The 20,564-nt window shown below is 72.4% G+C and carries 17 protein-coding genes and 1 pseudogene; 3 read left to right on the forward strand and 15 right to left on the reverse strand.

The window, feature by feature from the left end; all coding sequences use genetic code 11:
* Positions 1-38 precede the first annotated feature (38 nt).
* On the reverse strand, positions 39-1,445 hold the full coding sequence (gene hisS, locus O145_RS07475) for a histidine--tRNA ligase (RefSeq protein ID WP_043561890.1): 1,407 nt from the start codon (positions 1,443-1,445) through the stop codon (positions 39-41).
* A gap of 47 nt (positions 1,446-1,492) precedes the next feature.
* On the reverse strand, positions 1,493-2,320 hold the full coding sequence (locus O145_RS07480) for an MBL fold metallo-hydrolase (protein WP_043561894.1): 828 nt from the start codon (positions 2,318-2,320) through the stop codon (positions 1,493-1,495).
* 77 nt (positions 2,321-2,397) lie between these two features.
* Here O145_RS07480 and O145_RS07485 point away from each other — a divergent pair, with 77 nt between their 5' ends.
* Positions 2,398-3,027 carry a class I SAM-dependent methyltransferase gene (locus O145_RS07485; RefSeq protein ID WP_043561898.1) on the forward strand — a complete coding sequence of 210 codons (630 nt, stop codon included), beginning with the start codon at positions 2,398-2,400 and terminating at the stop codon, positions 3,025-3,027.
* A gap of 43 nt (positions 3,028-3,070) precedes the next feature.
* Here O145_RS07485 and O145_RS07490 read toward each other — a convergent pair whose 3' ends face one another.
* Both O145_RS07490 and O145_RS07495 read right to left on the reverse strand, forming a co-directional pair.
* A complete protein-coding gene (locus O145_RS07490; protein WP_043561901.1) occupies positions 3,071-4,720 on the reverse strand; it encodes an ATP-binding cassette domain-containing protein in 1,650 nt (549 codons plus the stop codon).
* 111 nt (positions 4,721-4,831) lie between these two features.
* The gene (locus O145_RS07495) at positions 4,832-5,854 is read right to left on the reverse strand and encodes a helix-turn-helix domain-containing protein (RefSeq protein WP_043561905.1); all 1,023 of its coding nucleotides are present in this window, start codon (positions 5,852-5,854) and stop codon (positions 4,832-4,834) included.
* A 320-nt stretch (positions 5,855-6,174) separates the two neighbouring features.
* On the opposite strand from O145_RS07495, the gene O145_RS07500 reads away from it, so the two are divergent.
* Positions 6,175-7,833 (forward strand): DUF349 domain-containing protein, encoded by a 1,659-nt coding sequence (locus O145_RS07500; protein WP_043561907.1) that lies wholly within the window; start codon positions 6,175-6,177, stop codon positions 7,831-7,833.
* A gap of 164 nt (positions 7,834-7,997) precedes the next feature.
* Complete coding sequence (locus tag O145_RS07505; RefSeq protein ID WP_229118424.1) at positions 7,998-8,678, forward strand: hypothetical protein; 681 nt, start codon at positions 7,998-8,000, stop codon at positions 8,676-8,678.
* On the opposite strand, the gene O145_RS07510 is transcribed toward O145_RS07505, so the two are convergent.
* The 11 genes and pseudogenes from O145_RS07510 to O145_RS07560 all read right to left on the reverse strand — a co-directional run bounded on the left by O145_RS07510 (position 8,672) and on the right by O145_RS07560 (position 20,557).
* Entirely contained in the window at positions 8,672-10,999 is a 2,328-nt protein-coding gene (locus O145_RS07510) for a RelA/SpoT family protein (protein ID WP_043561910.1), read from the reverse strand. The two genes, O145_RS07505 and O145_RS07510, sit on opposite strands and share 7 nt — an antisense overlap.
* A gap of 81 nt (positions 11,000-11,080) precedes the next feature.
* The gene (locus O145_RS07515) at positions 11,081-11,635 is read right to left on the reverse strand and encodes an adenine phosphoribosyltransferase (RefSeq protein ID WP_043561913.1); all 555 of its coding nucleotides are present in this window, start codon (positions 11,633-11,635) and stop codon (positions 11,081-11,083) included.
* Entirely contained in the window at positions 11,632-12,735 is a 1,104-nt protein-coding gene (gene secF, locus O145_RS07520; protein WP_043561917.1) for a protein translocase subunit SecF, read from the reverse strand. Before secF ends, O145_RS07515 begins: the two co-directional genes overlap by 4 nt.
* Positions 12,736-12,757: 22 nt before the next feature.
* Positions 12,758-14,731 (reverse strand): annotated as a pseudogene (secD, locus tag O145_RS07525) (protein translocase subunit SecD); the annotation flags it as partial.
* A gap of 61 nt (positions 14,732-14,792) precedes the next feature.
* Positions 14,793-15,230, reverse strand: a complete 438-nt coding sequence (locus O145_RS07530) for a preprotein translocase subunit YajC (RefSeq protein WP_084682452.1) — start codon at positions 15,228-15,230, stop codon at positions 14,793-14,795.
* A 145-nt stretch (positions 15,231-15,375) separates the two neighbouring features.
* Positions 15,376-16,380, reverse strand: coding sequence for a Holliday junction branch migration DNA helicase RuvB (gene ruvB, locus O145_RS07535; RefSeq protein ID WP_156966653.1), 1,005 nt, complete (start codon positions 16,378-16,380; stop codon positions 15,376-15,378).
* Between the two features lie 61 nt (positions 16,381-16,441).
* Positions 16,442-17,062: a Holliday junction branch migration protein RuvA gene (gene ruvA, locus O145_RS07540; RefSeq protein ID WP_043561926.1), complete on the reverse strand. Its 621-nt coding sequence runs from the start codon at positions 17,060-17,062 to the stop codon at positions 16,442-16,444.
* 124 nt (positions 17,063-17,186) lie between these two features.
* Positions 17,187-17,807: a crossover junction endodeoxyribonuclease RuvC gene (gene ruvC / locus O145_RS07545; RefSeq protein ID WP_052374827.1), complete on the reverse strand. Its 621-nt coding sequence runs from the start codon at positions 17,805-17,807 to the stop codon at positions 17,187-17,189.
* A gap of 50 nt (positions 17,808-17,857) precedes the next feature.
* Positions 17,858-18,616, reverse strand: a complete 759-nt coding sequence (locus tag O145_RS07550) for a YebC/PmpR family DNA-binding transcriptional regulator (protein ID WP_043561929.1) — start codon at positions 18,614-18,616, stop codon at positions 17,858-17,860.
* A gap of 118 nt (positions 18,617-18,734) precedes the next feature.
* A complete protein-coding gene (locus O145_RS07555) occupies positions 18,735-19,403 on the reverse strand; it encodes an NUDIX hydrolase (RefSeq protein WP_043561932.1) in 669 nt (222 codons plus the stop codon).
* Between the two features lie 14 nt (positions 19,404-19,417).
* A complete protein-coding gene (locus O145_RS07560) occupies positions 19,418-20,557 on the reverse strand; it encodes a PrsW family intramembrane metalloprotease (protein ID WP_043562044.1) in 1,140 nt (379 codons plus the stop codon).
* Positions 20,558-20,564: the final 7 nt, after the last annotated feature.

Raw genomic sequence — 20,564 nt, forward strand, 5'->3', positions numbered from 1 at the left:
CCCGTACGAGCCCCGGGTCCGGCCGCGGTCGCGGCGGCTCAGGCGCCGAGGCCGCCGGAGGGCACCAGGAGCCGGGGGGCGAGGTCGGCCCGGTCGGCCGGCGTCCACGTCGCGGCGTCGGCGTCGACCTGCTCGCCGGAGCGTATGTCCTTCACCGAGTCGGGGGCGCCGCCCGCCCCGGTGAACCAGACGAAGGGGATGCCGCGCCTGTCGGCGAACCTGATCTGCTTGCCGAACTTGGCGGCCGTGGGGGCCACGTCGGCGGCGATGCCGCGCGCGCGCAGGGCGTCGGCCACCGCGTCGGAGGCGGCGCGGTGGTCCTCGTCGGTCACGGCGACGAGGACGGCGGTGGGCACCGCCCGGCTCACCTCGACCAGCCCGGCGCCCACGACACGGGAGAGCAGGCGGGACAGGCCGATTGAGATGCCCACGCCCGGGAAGGTGCGCCTGCCGGTGGAGGCCAGGGAGTCGTAGCGGCCTCCCGAGCACACCGAGCCGAGGTCCTCGTGACCGGCCATGAAGGACTCATAGACGGTGCCGGTGTAGTAGTCCAGGCCGCGGGCGATCTTCAGGTCGGCGACAACGGCGCCCGGACGGCGGCGCGCAGCGGTCCGCAGCAGCGCCTCCAACTCGTCCAGGCCCGCCGTGAGGAGCTCGCCGGGCTCGGCGCCGTCCAGGGCGTCCAGCACGCGGACGCGCAGATCATCGGGCTCGGTGCCGGTGACGGTGGCGAGCCTCAGTGCGGCCTCGGCCTGGGCGCGCGTGGCGCCGACGGCCCCGACGAGCTCGGCGGCGACGCGATCGGGGCCGATCTTGTCGATCTTGTCAACCACACGCAGGACCTCGACGAGCCTGTCGTCGCCGATGCCCACGGACTGGTAGAAGCCCTGGGCGACCTTGCGGTTGGAGACGTGGATGGTGATGGCCGGGATCGGGAGGGCGGACAGGGCCTCGTGCATGATCAGCGGGATCTCGACGTCGTAGTGCAGCGGGAGCACACCGTCGCCGACGACGTCGATATCGACCTGGTAGAACTCGCGGAAGCGGCCCTCCTGAGGCCGCTCGCCGCGCCAGACCTTCTGGATCTGGTAGCGCTTGAAGGGGAAGTGGAGAATGCCGGCGTTGTCGACGACGTAGCGGGCGAAGGGGACCGTGAGGTCGAAGTGCAGGCCGAGCTGCTTGGAGGGATCGGCGGTGTCGGCCGCCCGCCCGGGCTCGGCCTGCAGGCGGGAGAGGAGATAGACCTCCTTGGAGGTCTCCCCCTTCCTGGTCAGCTCGCTGAGCGGCTCGACGGCGCGGGTCTCGATGCCGCTGAACCCGTGGAGCTCGAAGGTGCGGCGCAGGGCGTCGATGAAGTGCTGCTCGACCACGCGGCCCGCGGGGAGCCACTCGGGGAAGCCGGAGAGCGAGGAGAGTGCCTGTCGTGCCTGTGCGGATTGCGCCATGGGCGCATCCTCTCATGATGGCGGAGTCGCCGGGCCACCGCCCAGGCTCACACGTGGCGGTCTCCCCCGCGCACCTTCGCCTCGGCCAGGTAGGGGTTGGCGTGGTGCTCGTGGGCCATGGTGGTCGCCGCGCCGTGCCCGGGCAGCAGAACCGTCTCGGAGTTGACTGCCGAGGCGAGAAATCGCAGCGTGGCCCACATCTGGACCTGGTCGCCGCCGGGCAGGTCGGTGCGGCCCACCGAGCCCTTGAAGATGACGTCGCCGTCCAGGGCGACCAGGTAGTCGTGCTCCTCCTCGGCCACGGACGGGTCGTCCTCGACGGCCTCCGCCTCGTACAGCAGCGCGTTGTCCGCCAGGGCGGCGTTGAGGAAGAACAGCGTCGAGCCCTCCGAGTGGCCCGGCGCCGCCACCGCCCGGACGGGGAGGCCGGGGACCAGCTCGACGGGTCCGCTGAAGGCCTCGGCGGGGACGGCGCGGATGTCGCCCGGTCTGCGCCAGGGGGTTCCGGCCAGGTCGGCGAAGGTCATGCCCCCGGCGCTGACGCCCGTGGTGGCGTCCGGGTCCTCCAGGCGGTAGCGGTCGGGCTCGGGGATGTGGACCGGCACGGACGCGGCGGGGTCGGCGGGGTCCTCGACGGCCAGCAGGCCCTCGGTGCGGGCGGTCTCAATGAGGGCGGCGGTGTCCCACACGTGGTCGGCGTGGCCGTGGGTGAGCAGGACCGCTCCCAGAGTCAGGCGGTTCGAGCGCAGCAGGGCCAGTGCACCGCGCACTGCTCCGGCCCCGGGGTCGACGACCAGGGCGGGGCGGTCCGGCCCGGGCGCCAGGACGTAACAGTTCGCGGCGAAGACGGGGGCGATCGTGCGTTCGAGGATCATGGTGCCAGCCTACCGGGGCCTCCCGCCTTCACGACGTCCCTGGCACGGCGGTGCCTCGGAGCCGTAGCATCCGCCTCATGGCCGCCGACGCATCTTCCGGTCCCCGCACGCCCTCGGACTTCGAGCGCCCCTCCTCGTCGCTGAGCGGCCGGCTCACGCTCAGGATGATGAACGTCGGGCACAGCCGTCTGCACCGGTGGGGCCTGGAGGCCGCCGGCATCGGGCACAGCTCGCGCGTCCTGGACGTGGGCTGCGGGGGCGGAGCGGCCGTGCGCCGCATTCTGCGCCTGACGTGCGCCGAGGTGGGCGCCGTCGACCACTCCCCCGCCGCGGTGGAGAGCACGCGCCGCCTCAACGCCGCCGCCGCGGCCTCCGGCCGCCTGCGGGTGGTGGAGGGATCGGTCGAGGCGCTGCCGTTCCGCTCGGGGTGCTTCGACGTCGTCACCGCCTTCGAGACCGTGTACTTCTGGCCCGACCTCGTGGCCGGGCTGCGCGAGACGGCGCGAGTCCTGGCCCCCGGCGGCCGCCTGGTCGTCGCCGATGAGTGCGCCGACCGCCAGGCGGCCGGGGCCTGGGCCGACCGGCTGGCCATGAACGTGCCCGACGGCGAGGAGCTGGTCTCCGCCTGCCGGGCGGCCGGCTTCGCCCGCGCCTCCGCGCAGCGCCACCCGCGCCGGCCCTGGCTGCGCGTGGTCGCCGAGGTCTGAGCCGCCGGGCCGGCCACAGGCCGGTCGCGGGGCCGCCAGCGCCTCAGCCGACCGGCCGGGGGCCGTCCGCCGCGCCCGCCAGGCGCAGCCGGGGGCCGTCCCAGTGGTCAATGAGCCAGCGGTCGTGGCTGGCCACGAGCAGGGTGCCGCCCCAGGCGACCAGCGCCGCCTCCAGCGCCTCCATGGTGTCCAGGTCCAGGTAGTTGGTGGGCTCGTCAATGATGAGGATCTCGGGGGCGGCCGCGGCCGCCACGGCGAGCTGGACACGGCGCTGGTTACCCGCGGAGAGGTCCCCCACCCGCCGGGACCAGTAGGCGGGGTGCAGGACGCCCGCACCGGCCCCGCCTATGCCCGACTCCCACGTCTTCTCCCCCAGGCCGGGGTCGCCGGGGCGCGGCAGCCGCTGGGGGACGACGGCGATGCGGCCGGAGGCGGTCAGCACGCCGGTGGAGTCGGCGGTGGGAGGCGCGCCGGTGGCCGCCCAGCGCAGCAGGGTGGTCTTGCCGCAGCCGTTGGGGCCGGTGACCAGCAGGTGCTCCCCGGCGCGCAGGTCGAAGGCGACCGGGGCCAGGCGTCCCGGGACATGGGCCTCGCGGGCTAGGACCGCCAGGCCGCCGCGAGCGGCGACCCGCGGCAGATCCAGGCTCAGGCGGTAGGAACGGGGTCGGCGGACCTCGACGGCGGCCAGGGCGGCGAGCTGACGGTCGTCGTTACGCTGACGCCGCGTCGAGGTCGAGGCGGCGCGGTCGGCGTAGAACTTCTTGGCCATCCTGACCTCGGTGCGCTCGCCGTGGTGGCGTGCGGTGCCGTAGTGGCCGACGGTCTCGGACTCGCGGCGGTGGCGGGCCAGGGCGCGCTTGTCCTCCTGCTGGGAGGCGTGGATGCGCTCGTGGGAGGCGCGGGCGCGGGCCTTGTTCTCCAGGTAGTCGGTGTAGGTGCCGGCGCAGCGCTGGACGCCGGGCAGGTTCCCGCCCCCGGAGGCGGTCAGGAGCGCCTGCCAGGGGGCGGTGTCCAGGTCCAGGACGCAGGTGGCGACGTCGTCAATGAAGGCGCGGTCGTGGCTGGCCAGCAGGACGGGGCCCTGCCAGCCGCGCAGGACGGCGGCGAGGTGGGCGATGGCGGTGTCGTCGAGGTGGTTGGTCGGCTCGTCCAGGACCAGGGCGGCGGGACGGGCGAGCAGGGTGACCGCCAGCGCGAGGCGGCCGCGCTGGCCCGGCGAGAGCGCCGCCAGCTCGCGGGCGCGCCCAGGGCCCCCGGCCAGGGCCCCGAGCCCCAGGCCCGCAAGCGTCTCCTCGGTGCGGGTCTCCAGGCCCCACGCGTCGGCGGCAGTGGCGGCGGCCAGCAGGTCGTCGTAGTCGCGGGCCAGGGCGTCGTCGGGAGCGGCGGCCAGGGCGCTGGCGGCGGCCTCGAAGCGGGCGGTGAGCGCGCGGACCGGCGCGGTGGCGGCGTCGAGGTAGTCGCCGACGCTCCCGGCCGCGGTGGCGGCGGGGACGGGCGCAAGGGGCGGGGCCTGGACGGTGCCGGAGTCGGGGGTGAGGTCGCCGGCGACCAGGCGCAGCAGGGTGGTCTTGCCGCAGCCGTTGGGGCCGACGAGGCAGGCCCGCTCGCCGTCGGCGACGGTGAGGGTGACGCCGTCGAGGAGCGGCTCGGCGGTGAAGGAGAAGCTGAGGTCGGTCAGGGTGATCGCGGGCACGGGGCATCCTTGGGGCTGTGCGAGAAGGTGGTTCGGACAGGATGCTCAGGCGGCCATGGGTCCAATTGTAGACGCAGTGATGCGGGGGGTCTCGGCCAGGCGGCCCGCAGGTCAGTCGCGGTGCAGCCGGGTCACCGTCGCCCGAGCGCCCGTCCCCTCCTCGGCGGTGGCGGTGCCCGCGATGTTCCAGCGCGGTATGAAGGGGTCGGTGAGAGGATCGAACCAGTGGTCGATGTGGATCGCGGCGTCCGGCGGCGGCACGAGGATGGTGCTCAGGAGCAGGTGCGCCGGCTCGTGCGGGCCGCTGAGCTCGTTGACCCACCCCTCCCACTCCTCGTCGTCGAACTCCTTGCCCAGCGAGGACGCGGTCATTCCGCCCAGGGTGAAGATGTCGTGGACGACCACCGCCTCGGCGAGAGTGCGCACCAGAGGCTCATCGGGAGCGACGATCTCCTCGACCAGCCGGTGGGTGGTGACCTGCCCCAGGCCCCTGAGCTGGAAGAGGAACTCGTAGTCGTAGCGCGTCATCCACAGAGCGGGCAGCGTCCCGCTGATGTGGGAGATGTCGAGCTCGCCGACGTGGGTGCCGCGGGGCATCTCGGTCAGGGTCTCGAGGTCCTCGCTCAAGAGCCGGTCGTACAGGTGGGCGCCCAGGGCGTAGCAGCGGGCGGCGTCCTCTCCGAGCGTGCGCTCCACGAGCAAGGAGTAGGAGTCGAGGGCGTCGGGGATCTCGTCCCAGTCGGGCAGTCCCAGCCCTTCAAGGGCGGCCTCGGCCGACCGCGGCTCGGATCCGTCCGCCCACGGGTAGTCGAAGGGGCTCATGGCGCTCTGCGGGCCCCCGCCCTGCCCGTCGGCCAGGATGCCGAGAGCGTTCTCGAGCACGGTGACGGGGGCCCAGTGCCGGGGCGGCTCCCAGTCCAGGGCCTCCCACACCCCGAGCTGCTTGTCACCGCGCGCCTGGGTGCGTCCGCGTTCGTAGTTGCGCCAGGTCTGCTCCGATACGCCGGCCCGCTCAGCGATCTCCTGCACGGTCAGACCGAGCTCGATCCGCCGGTCGCGCATGGCCTCGGCGATATCCGGGTCCGTGGGCTCATGCCGCGGACGGTCGGCATCCCGATTGTTCGTACGGCTCATTGTCACTCCTCGGACGCTATCGGGCGGGGCGACGGCCGATTAACCCGTCTCCCACTGATCCACCGTAACGCCCTTTGCCGTCCCCGATGCGCGCAGAAGACGGTCGTCATCCTCCGGCCCGCCGAGGCGCTCCACCCGCGCCGGCGCCCACGGATCCGGTCGCCGGCAGGGCTGGTGTGGTCCCGCGTAACGCCTTGAGCACGTAGAGTGGTGGCCATTGCTGTCATCCCGCAGCAGGACACTCCCGGCACCGCCGGGCGCGAACGGAAATGGCCGGAGGCTCCTCCGGATCCACCCCGTCAATTCATGAAGGAGCACACGTGACCGAGAACACGCAGCCCGACACCGCCCTGGATCCTACCACCACGTCCGCGGAGGGGACCTCCTCCGCCATCGCCGCCACCACCGCCGAGGCCGAGCCGTCCTCGGACGAGTCGGCCGCCGTCGGCGGCACTGACAGTGCCGCCGACGCCGCCGGTGCTGACAATGCCGACAGCGCTGACAGTGCTGACGGTGCTGACGGTGCTGATTGTGCTGACAATGCCGGGCCCGAGCCGGCAGCGCCGGTCGAGGCCACCGAGCCTGACGAGTCCGCCCAGCCCCAGCCCCCCGCCGAGACCGCGAAGCACGTTCCACAGCCCTCGGGCTCGCAGGGCGATCCCGATCCGAAGCAGAAGGGCGGTCGGGATGCGCCCGCCAAGAACCCGGCCTCCGATTCGGCGATCGACCCCCAGGAGGCCATGGATGCCGCCAAGTGGGGGCGTGTCGACGGCGAGGGCAGGGTCTACGTCCAGGACAACGGGACCGAGCGCGAGGTCGGGCAGTTCCCCGACGCGCCCATTGCCGAGGCCATGGCCTTCTATGTGCGCCGCTTCCTGGACCTCAAGGCCACGGTCGACCTGTTCGCCACTCGCCTGCCGCAGCTCAGCGTCCGCGAGATCGACTCGACCCTGAAGTCGATCGAGCAGTCCCTGGCCGAGCCCGCCGCCGTCGGCGACCTGGACGGCCTGCGCGCCCGCTTCACCGCCCTGAAGTCCGTCGCCGCCGAGCGCCGGGCGGCGGTTGCGGCCGAGCGCGCCGCCGCCAAGGAGCAGGCCCTGAAGGACCGCACCGCGATCGTCGAGCGCGCCGAGGCGATCAGCGCCCAGGACCCCGCCCGCACCCAGTGGAAGAGCTCGGGCGCCGAGCTGCGCGAGCTGCTGGAGAAGTGGAAGGAGGCCCAGCGCCGCGGTCCGCGCCTGGACCGCCCCACCGAGGACGGCCTGTGGAAGCGCTTCAGCCACGCCCGCACCGCCTTCGACCGCCACCGCCGTCAGTTCTTCAGCGAGCTCGACGCCAAGCAGGCGAAGGTCAAGGCCGCCAAGGAGGCGCTCATCAAGCGCGCCGAGGAGCTGTCCGGCTCGACGGACTGGGCGGGGACCTCTGCCAAGTACCGGGGCCTGATGGAGGAGTGGAAGAAGGCGGGCCGCGCCTCCCGCAAGGAGGACGACGCCCTGTGGGCCCGGTTCCGCGCGGCCCAGCAGGTGTTCTTCGACGCCCGCCGGGCCAAGGACGCGGCCACCGACGCCGAGTACGCCGAGAACCTCAAGGTCAAGGAGGCGCTGGTCGCCAAGGCCGAGGCGCTCCTGCCGGTCAAGAACGTCAAGGCCGCCAGGAGGGCGCTGCGCCCCATCCAGGACGCCTGGGAGGAGGCGGGCCGCGTCCCGCGCTCCGCCCTGCGCCGCATCGAGGGCCGCATGCGCGCCGTCGAGGACGCCATCCGCGAGGCGGAGAACGCCGAGTGGCGCCGCACCGACCCGGAGACCAAGGCGCGCGCCGAGGGCCTGGCCGGCCAGCTCGAGAGCTCGATCGCCGCGCTGGAGAAGGACCTGGCGGCGGCCACGGCCGCCGGCGACGCGAAGAAGATCGCCGAGGCCGAGGCGGCGCTCACCGCACGGCGAGCCTGGTTGGAGCAGGTGCGCCGCTCCGCCCGCGCCTGACACGGGCCCCCACCGGCCTCCTCGAGGCCGCCACACGTATCGACTCCCTGAGACCACCGGGCTCCGGTGGTCTCAGGGAGTCCCCGGCCGCGCCGACCCGCGGACTTTTCCACAGGTACGCACCGCCCTGGTGCTCAGCGGACGGGCCGCGCCACCATGGGGTCATGTCTGAGGTCATGCCCGTACCCTCCGCTTCCCGTGCGCTCCGTCCCCCGGGCTCCTCGCGCGATGTGAGCGCGCGCACCATACTCGCCCGCCTTCAGCCGCGCGGCTTCGAGCCCGCGCTGGGCCCGCTGGGGCCCCGGGAACTGGCGGTGCTGCGCTGCCGCGGGCTCGACGAACGGCTCCTGGAGCGCGTCGGCGCTCTCGCGATACCGCGCGACCTGCTGGGCACCCCCGGCGCGCGCGCCCGCGCCCTGGCCGCCGTCATGCCCGACGGCGGCGTCGTCATCAGGGACACGGCCGTATGGGTGCACCTGGGCGGACAGCCGCCCGCCACCATCCAGGTCGCCCACCCCGACCGCCGCGGCCGGACCCGGACGCTGTCCTACTCCCGCATGGTGATCCCGACCGAGGAGATCGAGGCCGTCGGCGGCGTGCCCTGCGCCACGCTCGCCCGGGCGGTGGTCGATGTGGCCAGGGTCGCGCCGCCGGTGTGCGCGGTCGAGGCGGTGATCCGGGCCCGCGACGCGGGACTGACCAGGAACCGCCTGGAGGTCGCCCTGCTGACCTGTCGGGGCGCGGCGCGCAGAGGCGGCCCCCGCGCCCGGCACATTATCGACGCGGTGATCCCGCCGTGCTGCGAGGGGACGGCGCCCCGCGCAGCCGGGGCTCAGGCCTATTGACGTCGCGCGGCCGCAGAGGTGGACCGACGCGCCTCGAAGACGCCGTCGATGCGGCGCAGGGACGACAGCGTGTAGTCCAGGTGCCCCGCCTCGGCCAGCTCGACGACGAAGCGGGCGGTGACGACGCGGTCGCGGGAGGTGCCTATGGTGGCGCTGATGAGGTTGACGTGGTTGTCGGCCAGGACCCGGGTGATGTCCGCCAGCAGCCCTCCGCGGTCCAGGGCCTCCACCTCGAGCTGGACGAGGTAGGCGCTCTGGGCGTGATCCGCCCAGTGCACTGACAGCAGGCGCTCGGGCTCGTGCTTGAGCTGGTCGACGTTCTGGCAGTCGCTGCGGTGCACCGAGATGCCCGAGCCACGGGTGACGAATCCGATGATCGGGTCCCCCGGCAGGGGGGTGCAGCACCGGGCGAGCTTGACGTAGACGTCGCCCTCATCCATGCCGTCGACAATGACACCCGTGTCGGCCGTTCGGGTGCGGTGGTGGGCCGTGGTCGCCTTGGTCGGCAGGACGCCCTCCGCCAGGGTCTCCTCCGCGCCGGCCTCCCCGCCCATGGCGGCCACCAGCGTGTTGACCACGTGCTGGGCGGAGACGTGCCCCTCGCCGACGGCGGCGTACAGGCCGTCGATGTCGCCCTTGTCGAGGGTCTGGGCCACGTTCATGAGCGAGTCGTGGCTCATGAGCCGCTGGATCGGCAGGTCCTTCTTGCGCATGGCGCGAGCGATCGCGTTCTTGCCCGCCTCGATGGCCTCTTCGCGGCGCTCCTTGGAGAACCAGGAGCGTATCTTGTTGCGGGCGCGCGTGGAGCCCACGAAGGTCAGCCAGTCCCGGCTGGGGCCGGCGCCCTGGGCCTTGGAGGTGAAGACCTCCACGGTGTCGCCGTTCTCCAGCTTGGTGTCCAGCGGCACCAGGCGCCCGTTGACGCGCGCCCCCACGGTGCGGTGGCCGACCTCGGTGTGCACGGCGTAGGCGAAGTCCACCGGGGTGGAGGCGCTGGGCAGGGCCAGGACGTCGCCCTTGGGGGTGAAGACGTAGACCTGGGTGCCGGCCATCTCGTAGCGCAGCGAGTCCAGGAACTCGGTGGGGTCCTGCGTCTCCTTCTGCCAGTCGACGAGCTGGCGCAACCAGCCCATCTCCCCCGCGTCGGAGTCCCCGGGGGCGCCGCCCAGCGGGCTGGGGCCGGTGGCGTTGGGGTCCTCCTTGTACTTCCAGTGGGCGGCCACCCCGTACTCGGCCATGCGGTGCATCTCGCGGGTGCGGATCTGGATCTCCACCGGCTTGCCGCCCGGACCGACGACGGTGGTGTGCAGCGACTGGTAGAGGTTGAACTTGGGCACCGCGATGTAGTCCTTGAAGCGCCCGCTCATGGGCGTCCACCGCGAGTGCAGGGAGCCCAGCACGGCGTAGCAGTCCTGGACGGAGTCCACGATGACACGCACCGCCACCAGGTCGTAGATGTCGTCGAACTCCTTACCCCGCACGATCATCTTCTGGTAGACCGAGTAGTAGTGCTTGGGGCGGCCGGTCACGACGCCCTTGATCTTGCTGACGCGCAGGTCCTCCTCAATCTGGAGGCGGACCTGGCGCAGGTACTCCTCGCGGGCGGGGGCCCGCTCGGCGACCATGTGCTCGATCTCGTCGTACACGCCCGGGTAGAGCGTCTTGAAGGAGCGGTCCTCCAGCTCCCACTTGATGGCGTTCATGCCCAGCCTGTGCGCGAGCGGGGCGTAGATCTCCAGGGTCTCCTTGGCCTTGCGGGCGGCGTTGTCCGCGGGGACGTACTTCCATGTGCGGGCGTTGTGCAGGCGGTCGCCGAGCTTGATGACCAGGACGCGGATGTCCTTGGACATGGCGACGATCATCTTGCGCACCGTCTCGGCCTGGGCGGCGTCCCCGTACTGGAGCTTGTCGAGCTTGGTGACGCCGTCCACCAGCAGGGCGATCTCGTCGCCGAAGTCCCCGCGCAGCCGCTCCAGGGAGTAGTCGGTGTCCTCCACGGTGTCGTGGAGCAGGGCGGCGGCCAGGGTCTGAGGAGTCATGCCGAGCTCGGCCAGGATGGTCGCCACCGCGACCGGGTGGGTGATGTACGGCTCGCCGGACCTGCGCGTCTGCCCGGCGTGGGCCTTCTCGGCCACCTCGTAGGCGCGCACAATGAGACCGGTGTCGGCCTTGGGGTGGTTGGCGCGCAGCGCCCGCATGAGGGGCTCGATGGCCGCGGGCGTCGAGTGCCCCCGCGAGCCGAACCAGGCCAGACGGCTGCGGACGCGCGACCCCGGGACGACGGTCTGCCCGCCTGCCTCGCTGCTCTTGGTCTCCGTCATGACCGGATCATAGCCACGAGGCGGTCCCGCCCCGACATGCTTCCACCTTGCGAGTCGTTCAGCGGCCGGTCGGGCCCGGCCTCAGGTGGTGGCGAAGGTGACGACGGAGTCGATCGGACGGCCCGCGAGCTTCTCACGTCCGCCCAGGCCGGTGAGCTCCAGGAGCATGCAGATCGCCTCGACGGTGGCGCCGGCCTGCTCGAGCAGCGCGATCGACGCCGAGGCGGTCCCGCCGGTGGCCAGGACGTCGTCGATGACCAGGACGCGCTGGCCGGCCACCACCGTGTCCGGGCGGACCTCCATGCGGGCGGTGCCGTACTCGAGCGCGTAGTCGACGCCGATCACGGGTCCGGGCAGCTTGCCCCCCTTGCGGACGGTGATCATGCCGGTGCCCAGGCGCACGGCCAGGGGCGCGGCGAGGATGAAGCCGCGGGACTCCAGGCCGGCCACGGCGTCGACCCGGTCCGCGTAATGGTCCGCCAGGCCCTCGATGAAGGCGGCGAAGGCCGGCCCGTTGGCCAGCAGCGGGGTGATGTCGCGGAACAGGACCCCGGGCTGAGGGAAGTCCGGCACCTCGCGGAGGTTGTCCAGAACGAGCCGGGTGAGCTCGGGCGGCAGGGCGGAGGGGGTCGTCATGAGCGCCTCTTCTTCCTCTTGGGCTGCGCGGATACTCCCAGGTGGTGGCCCGGGACGAGGGGGGATGCCACCGGTTCGGCGCCGAGGGCGGCCAGGACCTCCTCGTCGCCGTCCGCCTGGGCGACGCGTTCGGCGCGGGCCGCCGCGACGCGCCCCGCCTGCTCGACGACGCCCTTCTCGCGGCTGCGCAGGTCGACCAGCAGCGGCGTGGCCAGGAAGATCGAGGACAGCGTCCCCGCGATCATGCCGATGAACAGGGTCAGCGCGATGTCCCGCAGGGTGCCCGCGCCCAGGATGAAGGCGCCCACCACCAGCAGGGAGGCGACGGGCAGAACGCCCACCACCGAGGTGTTGATCGACCGGATGAAGGTCTGGTTGACCGCGAGATTGGCCAGCTCGGCGTAGGTGGAGCGCGTCTGCGCCTCGTAGTGCGAGGTGTTCTCGCGGATCTTGTCGAAGACGACGACCGTGTCGTACAGGGAGTACCCCAGAATGGTCAGCACGCCGATAATGGTGGCAGGGGTGACCTCGAAGCCCGAGGCCGCGTAGACGCCGACGGTGACGATGATGTCGTGGCTCAGGGCGAGCAGGGCCGCCACGGCCATCTTCCAGGTGCGGAAATAGGCCCAGATGAGGCCGCCCACGAGCAGGAAGAAGAGCACCAGGCCGCGGATCGCCTTGTTGGTCACGTCCGCGGACCAGGTCGGGCCGATGGTGGTGGCCGACACGCCGGCCGGGTCGACGCCGTAAGCGGATGCCAGAGCCGAGGCCAGGTCGTCGAGCTGGGCCTTGTCCAGCTCATTGGCCTGAACCCGCACGGAGGACGCTCCCATGGTCGTCACGCTCGAGCCCGAGGACAGGCCCTTGTCGGCCAGGACGTCGTTGGCCGGGCTCTCGGAGGGGTCGGTCACCCCGGTGATCGTGATCTCCGAGCCGCCCTTGAAGTCGATGCCGGGGTTGAGCCCGGGCTTGACCACCAGCACGGCCGAGACGGCGACGACGAGGACGGCGATGGTGTACCACAGACGTCGTCTGGCGATGAAGGGCAGAGAGGTCCTGCCCGAGTAGAGATCGTTGCCCAGCGCGGCGAGGGAGGTCACTTCGTCTCACCGTCCTTTCCTTTCCGGTGGCGTCCTGCGAGGCGACGGCATCATCGTCCCCGTCGTTCTCAGCACTCGCCCTTCTGCGGGCCTCGGCCTTGCGGCGGGCCAGGGTGCCGACGGCGGAGTCGATGACGGCCTGGCGGCCCTTGCCGTAGGCGGCCAGCGAGCGCGCCCCGAGGTGCTCGGGATCCAGGCCCGACAGGCGGTGGCCCCTGCCGAAGAACGCGAAGCGCAGGATCCACACCATCATCGGGTGGGTGAACAGGATGATGACCACCAGGTCGACCACCGTGGTCACGCCCAGGGTGAAGGCGAACCCCTGCACGCCGCCCACGGCCAGGAAGTACAGCACGACGGCGGCCAGCAGGTTGACGGTGTCGGAGACGATGATCGTCCGGCGGGCGTGCTTCCACCCCTCGTCCACGGCGGCCACCAGGGTGCGGCCGTGGCGGACCTCGTCGCGCACGCGCTCGAAGTAGATGATGAAGGAGTCCATCGTGATGCCGATGGAGATAATGAGTCCTGCCACACCCGCCAGGGACAGGCGGTAGCCCATTGCCCAGCTCAGCAGCGCGATCGCCAGGTAGGTGGTGGCCGCCGCAATCATGAGGGAGGCGACCGCGACCACGCTCAGTCCGCGGTACTGCCAGGCGAGATAGACGATAATGAGGGCGAAGCCGATGAGCCCGGCGATCAGGCCGTTGCGCAGCTGCTCGGTTCCCAGGGTGGCGGAGATCTGCTGCTCGGACTGGACGGTGAAGCTCAGCGGCAGGGACCCGAAGGACAGCTGGTTGGCCAGCGTGTTGGCCTGCGCCTGGGTGAAGCCTCCGGTGATCTGGACCCGGCCGTCGGTGATGGATGTGGTGACGTCCGGGTTGAACCCCGAGGCCATAATGGTCAGCCCGTCCAGCACGATGGCGAACTGGGCCTTCTCGGAGTCGTGGGACTGCGCGTTGGCCTGGCCGCCGGTGGCCGACGCCTTGTCCCGGTAGGCGATGAGGCGCTCCGAGACCGCGGCGAACTCCTCGGTGCCCTCGTCGTTGAACTCCAGGGACACGACCCACTTGTTGGTGGTCGTGCCCTGGCTGGTGGTCTCCAGGCCGGAGGCGGCGTTGGCGATGTTGGTGCCCGCGATGTCCGCGGGGCCCAGGATGTAGGCCCTGCCCGTGCCGTCCTTGGCGCAGGAGATGACGGCCTTGGTCGGGTCCTGCGTCTCGCCGGTGAGGTTGTCCGGTGCCGTGCAGTCCAGCATGTAGGCGTCGTAGATCATCTTCTCGCTGATCCACGAGTCCGAGGAGCTGTCCTCCGACGTCGCCGGCAGCGGGTCCTCGCTAATGGTCCCGTCTTGGTTGACGTCAGCGACCTGGGTGGCCACCTGCTCGGCGGTGACGGGGGTCGGCTGGGCGCTGGGCGTGGCGGCATCGGTGGGCGCCTGGCTCGCCCCCTCCTCGGCGGGGGCCTCGCTGGCCGCCTCGGTCGGCTCCTCCGCCGCGTCGCTCGGCGCGTCAGTGGGAGCCTGGCTGGCCGCGTCGGTCGGGGCCGATGAGGCGGAGGCCTGGGCGAGCCGCTGGTTGTAGCTGTCGGCGAACGCGCTCGCACTGCCCTGGATGATCCGGATGACCGGGCGGAAGTAGAGCACCGCGGAGGTGCGCACCAGCTCGAGGGTGTCCTGGCTGGGAGATCCCGGCAGCGAGACCACGATGTTCTGCCCGCCCTGGCGCGAGATCTGCGCCTCGGCGACGCCGGAGGCGTCCACGCGCTGCCGGATGATCTCAATGGCCTGGTCGACGTCCTCATCGGTGATCTCGGAGCCGTCCGACGTCGTGGGCGTCAGAATGATCTGGGTCCCGCCCTCCAGGTCCAGCGCCAGGCCCGGAGTCATGGACGTGCGGCCGGTGGCGGCGCCGGCGTAGAGGCCGGCGAAGCCGATCACAATGATGAGAAGCAGCATCACGAGGCGGCGCCCCGGATGCTTCGTCTGCTTGGTGGACACGCGGTCCCTTCCTCAGGAGATGGTGCGGCTGGCGCCGCTCAGTCAGATGTGTCTGGACGTCTCAGGCCCGGGAGCGCTCGTCGTCGGCGTCCGCCGCGCCGTCGGCCGCGGGGGCTGCGCCAGTTGAGCCGGCTGCTCCGTCCCCGCCCTCCTCGTCGGCCCGGGTGCCGGCCCCGTCGTCGGGCGCCTCGCCGTCCTCGGCCTCGGAGCCCTCGGGATCGGTGGCGAAGGGCGGCTCCTCCGCGCCGACGATCGAGGCCTTGGCCCACAGGGACTCATCGCCCAGTGGCGTGGCAAGAGTCACGACGTCGCCGCTGACCTCGACCACGGTGCCGTAGAAGCCGGCGCGCGTGCGCACCCAGTTCCCGGGTACAAGCGCCTCGTTGGTGCGGCGCTCCTGCTCGGCGAGCATCTTCTTCTGCTGCGAGCGCGAGAAACGCGACAGGCCCCAGAAGGCGAGCACCATAACGGCGAGCATGATAAGCATCTGTGGATTCATGGAGGCGACTTCCGTTCAAGAGATCCTCTGGCGAAGAGGAACGACCGTGCAGAGTCTAGGCCACCTGCCGACACCTGTGCGTGTGAGACGTGACCGCCGCGATGATCACGGGTCGGTTCCGCCATACGGCACCGGCGCGCCCGGCTCAGGTGAACAGGAGCCCGGCATCGGGGGTGCTCATGCCCAGGTGCTTGTAGGCGGCCGGCGTGGCCATGCGGCCCCGGGGCGTGCGCACGATCAGTCCCTCGCGGAAGAGGAAGGGCTCGGCCACCGTCTCGATGGTCTCGGGCTCCTCCCCCACGCTGACCGCCAGCGTCGTCAGGCCCACCGGGTTGCCGGAGAAGCGGGAGCACAGGGCGTGAAGCACCGAGCGGTCCAGGCGGTCCAGGCCCAGGGCGTCCACCTCGAAGACCTTCAGGGCGCCGCGGGCCGCCCGCAGGTCCAGGCGCCCGGGCGTGCCGTGCACCTCCGCCCAGTCCTGGACGCGGCGCAGCAGGCGGTTGGCGATGCGGGGCGTGCCGCGCGAGCGGCGGGCCAGCTCCTGGGCCGCCTCGTCCTCGATGGCCACGCCCAGCAGCCCGGCGGAGCGCAGGATGATGCGGACCAGGTCGGCCGGGTCGTAGTACTCCAGGTGGCCGGTGAAGCCGAAGCGGTCGCGCAGCGGCGCCGGCAGCAGACCCGCGCGGGTGGTCGCGCCGACGACCGTGAAGACGGGCAGTGTCAGCGGGATGGAGGTCGCGCCCGGCCCCTTGCCCACGACGATATCGACCCGGTAGTCCTCCATGGCCAGGTAGAGCATCTCCTCGGCGGTGCGGGCCAGGCGGTGGATCTCGTCGATGAACAGCACGTCGCCCTTCTCCAGGGATGACAGGATGGCGGCCAGGTCGCCGGCGTGCTGGATGGCGGGGCCGGAGGTCAGGCGCAGGGAGCCCGCGACCTCGGCGGCGATGATCATGGCCAGGGTCGTCTTGCCCAGGCCGGGCGGCCCCGACAGCAGGACGTGGTCGGGAGGGTCGCCGCGCGCCAGGGCGGCGCGCAGCACGACCGAGAGCTGGTCGCGCACGACCTGCTGGCCCACGAAGTCCTCCAGGCGCTTGGGGCGCAGGGCCGCCTCGGCGGCGCGCTCGACGTCGTCGGCGCCGCCCGTCACGAGCCGGTTCGGGCCCTTCCCCGGCGCGGACGCCCCGGACGACGCAGAAGACTCAGAAGACTCAGCCACGGCCGCCTCCCAGTCGGCGCAGGGAGGCGCGCAGCAGCTCGGGCACGCTCGGTTCGGCCCCCTGCTCCGAGCGCTCCAGCTCGACGGCGGCCACGGCCCGGGCCGCGATCGCCTCGTTCCACCCGAGCTGGACCAGGGCGCCGACGACGTCCGGGTTCGGCTGCTTCGCGCCGGCCGCCGGGACGGTCGCGGGCGCGGGCTCCTCGCCGGCGGGGGCGCCGAGCTTGTCGCCGACGTCGATCATGACGCGCTGCGCCCCCTTGGGCCCCAGGCCCGGCACGCGCGTGAGCGCGGCGACGTCCTGGTCGGCGATGGCCCTGCGCAGGGCGTCTGGGGTGTGGACCGCGAGCACGGCCAGGGCCAGCTTGGCGCCCACGCCCTTGGCCCCCAGCAGCACGCGGAAGCAGCGGCGCTCGTCGGCGTCGGCGAAGCCGAACAGGGTCAGTGAGTCCTCGCGGACGACGAGCTCGGTGTGGACGGAGCCCTCCTGGCCGGTGCGCAGCCCGGCCAGGGTGGCGGGCGTGGCCTGGAAGGCCATGCCGACGCCGCCGACCTCGATGACCGCCCCGGTCAGGGAGACCTCGAGGACGGTTCCGCGCAGTGAGGCGATCATGCGGGTGAGCTCCTTGGGTAGCGGTGGATCGAACGCCTGTTCACAGGATAGCAGTGGGCGGGCGGCCAGTCCGCGGGCGCCGGTGCGCACGCAGTCCGCCGTGTCACGCACGCAGTCCGCCGTGTCACGTCGGTCTCCGCCGGTACCGGGGGTCGACGGCGCCGGTGCGCCGGGCGGCGGCCTGCGCGGACGCCCACTTCTGCTGGGCGGGTGTGCGCGCCGAGGCCCGCACCGAGCCGCCGGCCGAGACCATCTCGGTCGCCCCGTCCACGCCCGTGCCTCCCCCGCGCCAGCCGTGGCAGATCGCCTGGGCGACGGCGTCGGCGGTGTCGGCCGGCCTGGGGGCCTCGGCCAGCCCCAGGATCCGCTGGACCATCGCCTGGACCTGCGACTTGGAGGCGGTGCCCGAGCCGGTGACCGCGGCCTTGGCCTCGCTGGGCGTGTGCTGGGCGACCTCCAGGCCCGCCCGGGCCCCGGCCACCATGACCACGCCCATGACCTGGGCGACCGTGATGACCGAGCGCAGGTTGTCCTGGGCGAAGACGCGCTCGACGGACACGGCCGTCGGGCCGAGGCGGGCGATCCAGTCCTCGATCGCCTCTCCGATCGCGAGCAGGCGCAGCTCGGGGCTCTGCGAGGTCGGTGTGCGCACGACCCCCGCCTCCACGAGCCGTGCTCGACGACGGGGGTCGATGTCCACGCAGCCCAGGCCGCAGCGGGTCAGGCCGGGGTCCACCCCGAGCACCCGTTGCTGGGCGACGGCGGCATGCGCGGAGGCGGGGCGGGTGGCGGGGCTCACTCGTCGTCGAGCTGGGCGGCGACCCCGGCGGGGATGTCCACCGAGGTGAAGACGTTCTGGACGTCGTCGAGGTCCTCCAGGGCGTCGACGAGCCGCAGGACCCTGCGGGCGCCCTCGAGGTCGACCTCCACCTTGGTGGCGGCGATGAACTGGGACTCGGCGGAGTCGTACTCCATGCCCGCCTCGGTCACGGCGCTGCGCACGGCGACGAGGTCGGAGGGGTCGCTGATGACCTCGAAGGACTCCGGGCCCTCGAGGACCTCCTCGGCACCGGCGTCCAGGACGGCCATGAGGATCGTGTCCTCGTCAACGCCGTCGGCCTTGGCGATCTCGACCACGCCCTTGCGGGAGAAGTTGTAGGCCACGGACCCGGGGTCGGCCAGGCTGCCGCCGGTGCGGGTGAAGGCGACGCGGACGTCGGAGGCGGCGCGGTTGCGGTTGTCGGTGAGGCACTCCACCAGGAAGGCCACGCCGGCCGGCCCGTAGCCCTCGTACATAATGGTCTGCCAGTCGGCGCCGCCAGCCTCTTCGCCGCTGCCGCGCTTGACGGCGCGGGTGATGTTGTCGGCGGGCACGGAGTTCTTCCTGGCCTTCTGGATGGCGTCGAAGAGCGTCGGGTTACCGGCGGGGTCGGCGCCGCCGGTGCGCGCGGCGACCTCGATGTTCTTGATCAGGCGGGCGAACAGCTTGCCGCGCTTGGCGTCGATGGCGGCCTTCTTGTGCTTGGTGGTGGCCCACTTGGAGTGTCCCGACATGTGTTCTCCTGGGTGTCGATCCGTGTACGCGTCCCGGGCGGGGACGCCACGCTGCGGCCGCGGGCCGACACGGCCCGCGGCAGAACCTCGGACATCCTAACGCCGTCCGCTCCCGCGCTCAGGCATCGCCCTCCTCGCGGATGGTGAGCACCGTCCCGTCCCACCCGGGCAGCAGCCGCCGGGCCAGCTCCGGCAGGGCCTGCGGGTAGACGGTCAGACCCGCCCCGACGGCGGCGTCGAGCTCATCGAGGGGCCACCAGCGCAGCGAGTCGAGGACGTCGCGCTCCAGCGGGGTCCACCCGCTGCGGTCCATCTGGCCGTCCCGGCCGCGTGCGGCATCGGCGCGCGCGGCCGCCTCGGCGTCAAGCCTGACGAGGTAGAACAGCTCCTCCTGACGGCAGGTGACCAGGTTGAAGGCGAAGTGCGCGCTCCGCTCGACCACAGGCCCCTCCAGGGCGGCGGCGCTCAGGCGGATGCCGGTCTCCTCGGCCAGCTCGCGCAGCGCCCCCTGCACCGGGCTCTCGCCCGGCCTGAGGCCGCCTCCGGGCGTGAAGGCCCAGGAGCGCCCGGCGTCGGCGAAGTCGTGCCCGACCGCGAGCAGCACCGCCGGGGCGGGGTCCTCCCGCAGGGCGATGACGCGGGCGGCGCGGCGAGCCGGCAGGCCCTCGTCGTTGAGGGCCCACTCGTCGGGGTCGATGAGCTCGCGCCAGTTCTCCGGGACGCGGCGCCGGTCCCGGCCGTCGGCGGCCGGGACCGGCGCAGGGCCCTCTGCCGGGATCGGGGTCATGGTCGGGGCGGCGCTCAGGCCTGACCGGTGAAGATGCGCCGTGATGACGACATCGTCTCCAGCAGGGACGCCTCCTGGGCTGCGAAGTCGGCCTCGGCGTGCCCGTCGAGCGCCTGCTGGCGCAGCTGCGCCAGGGCGGCGGACGCCTTCAGGAATCCCCTCATGGCGTCGAGCGCCCGCGGCCCCTGGCTCCTGGCCCACCGTCTGGCCGCCGCGCGCCCCGAGCCGGTGGTGAGCATGGTGATCTCGGCGGGGCTGTACCACCCGGCCCGGTGGTAGTCGTACAGGCGGGCGCGCATGGTCATGCGCTCGCTCCACCGCAGCCAGACGACCACGCCGACCCAGGCCATGAACAGGGGCACCTCGACGAGGAAGTAGAGGATGAAGGCCTGGCTGACGATCCCGTTCCAGAAGGCGTGCAGCACGATCGCGCACGCCAGGCCGATCGGCGTCATCCAGATCCAGGCCAGTGAGGAGCGCATGCGCGCGCTCGCACCGATGGCGAGCCCCGTGCAGGCGGTGAAGGTCACGTGCACGAACGGCGACAGGATGCCGCGCATCAGGAAGGTGGCGGCAATCTGGTCCCAGTACCTCACGAAGTACGAGATGTTCTCGGCGAAGGCGAAGCCCGCTGCAACGACGCACGCGTAGACGACGCCGTCCACGGGCCCGTTGAAGGTGCGTCGCCAGATCAGGAAGATGATGAGCACGCCCAGGGCCTTGGTGGACTCCTCGACAATGGGCGCCGAGACGACCGCGGAGAAGAGCTCCGTCCCCGAACGGCTGCCGGTGGAGGATGCCACCAGGAGGGACGCCGACGTGTTGACCACCAGCGAGACCACCGCGGCCACGCCCGATCCCCACAGGAAGGCGGCGACCAGGACGCCCGGCGGCTCGGGCTCCCACCTGTCGATCCACCAGACCGTTCCCAGGACGATGAGCAGCGGAACGAGCGCCAGCGCCACGGCGACCCACGTCCTCTGGGTCGCGAGCTGCGACGACTTCATGGCCGAGAGGTAGACGACACCGAGCATGGCGAGCAGGCCCACGCCTCCGAGCGCGCTGAGCACGATGGTGGCGATGCGGCCGCGGCGGCGCGCCGAGGCGACCTGCGGGGTCCACTCGACCGACAGCGGCCTGCTCCCCGCGCTCAGCGCCACC

Source organism: Actinomyces israelii DSM 43320 (assembly GCF_000711965.1).
GTDB lineage: Bacteria > Actinomycetota > Actinomycetes > Actinomycetales > Actinomycetaceae > Actinomyces > Actinomyces israelii.

What these genes read in the sequence shown, in the direction of transcription:
- hisS (WP_043561890.1), bottom strand. Translation starts at nt 1,445, where the DNA reads ATGGCGCAATCCGCACAGGCACGACAGGCACTCTCCTCGCTCTCCGGC.
- O145_RS07480 (WP_043561894.1), bottom strand. Translation starts at nt 2,320, where the DNA reads ATGATCCTCGAACGCACGATCGCCCCCGTCTTCGCCGCGAACTGTTAC.
- O145_RS07485 (WP_043561898.1), top strand. Translation starts at nt 2,398, where the DNA reads ATGGCCGCCGACGCATCTTCCGGTCCCCGCACGCCCTCGGACTTCGAG.
- O145_RS07495 (WP_043561905.1), bottom strand. Translation starts at nt 5,854, where the DNA reads ATGAGCCGTACGAACAATCGGGATGCCGACCGTCCGCGGCATGAGCCC.
- O145_RS07505 (WP_229118424.1), top strand. Translation starts at nt 7,998, where the DNA reads ATGTCTGAGGTCATGCCCGTACCCTCCGCTTCCCGTGCGCTCCGTCCC.
- O145_RS07510 (WP_043561910.1), bottom strand. Translation starts at nt 10,999, where the DNA reads ATGACGGAGACCAAGAGCAGCGAGGCAGGCGGGCAGACCGTCGTCCCG.
- O145_RS07515 (WP_043561913.1), bottom strand. Translation starts at nt 11,635, where the DNA reads ATGACGACCCCCTCCGCCCTGCCGCCCGAGCTCACCCGGCTCGTTCTG.
- O145_RS07530 (WP_084682452.1), bottom strand. Translation starts at nt 15,230, where the DNA reads ATGAATCCACAGATGCTTATCATGCTCGCCGTTATGGTGCTCGCCTTC.
- ruvA (WP_043561926.1), bottom strand. Translation starts at nt 17,062, where the DNA reads ATGATCGCCTCACTGCGCGGAACCGTCCTCGAGGTCTCCCTGACCGGG.
- O145_RS07550 (WP_043561929.1), bottom strand. Translation starts at nt 18,616, where the DNA reads ATGTCGGGACACTCCAAGTGGGCCACCACCAAGCACAAGAAGGCCGCC.
- O145_RS07555 (WP_043561932.1), bottom strand. Translation starts at nt 19,403, where the DNA reads ATGACCCCGATCCCGGCAGAGGGCCCTGCGCCGGTCCCGGCCGCCGAC.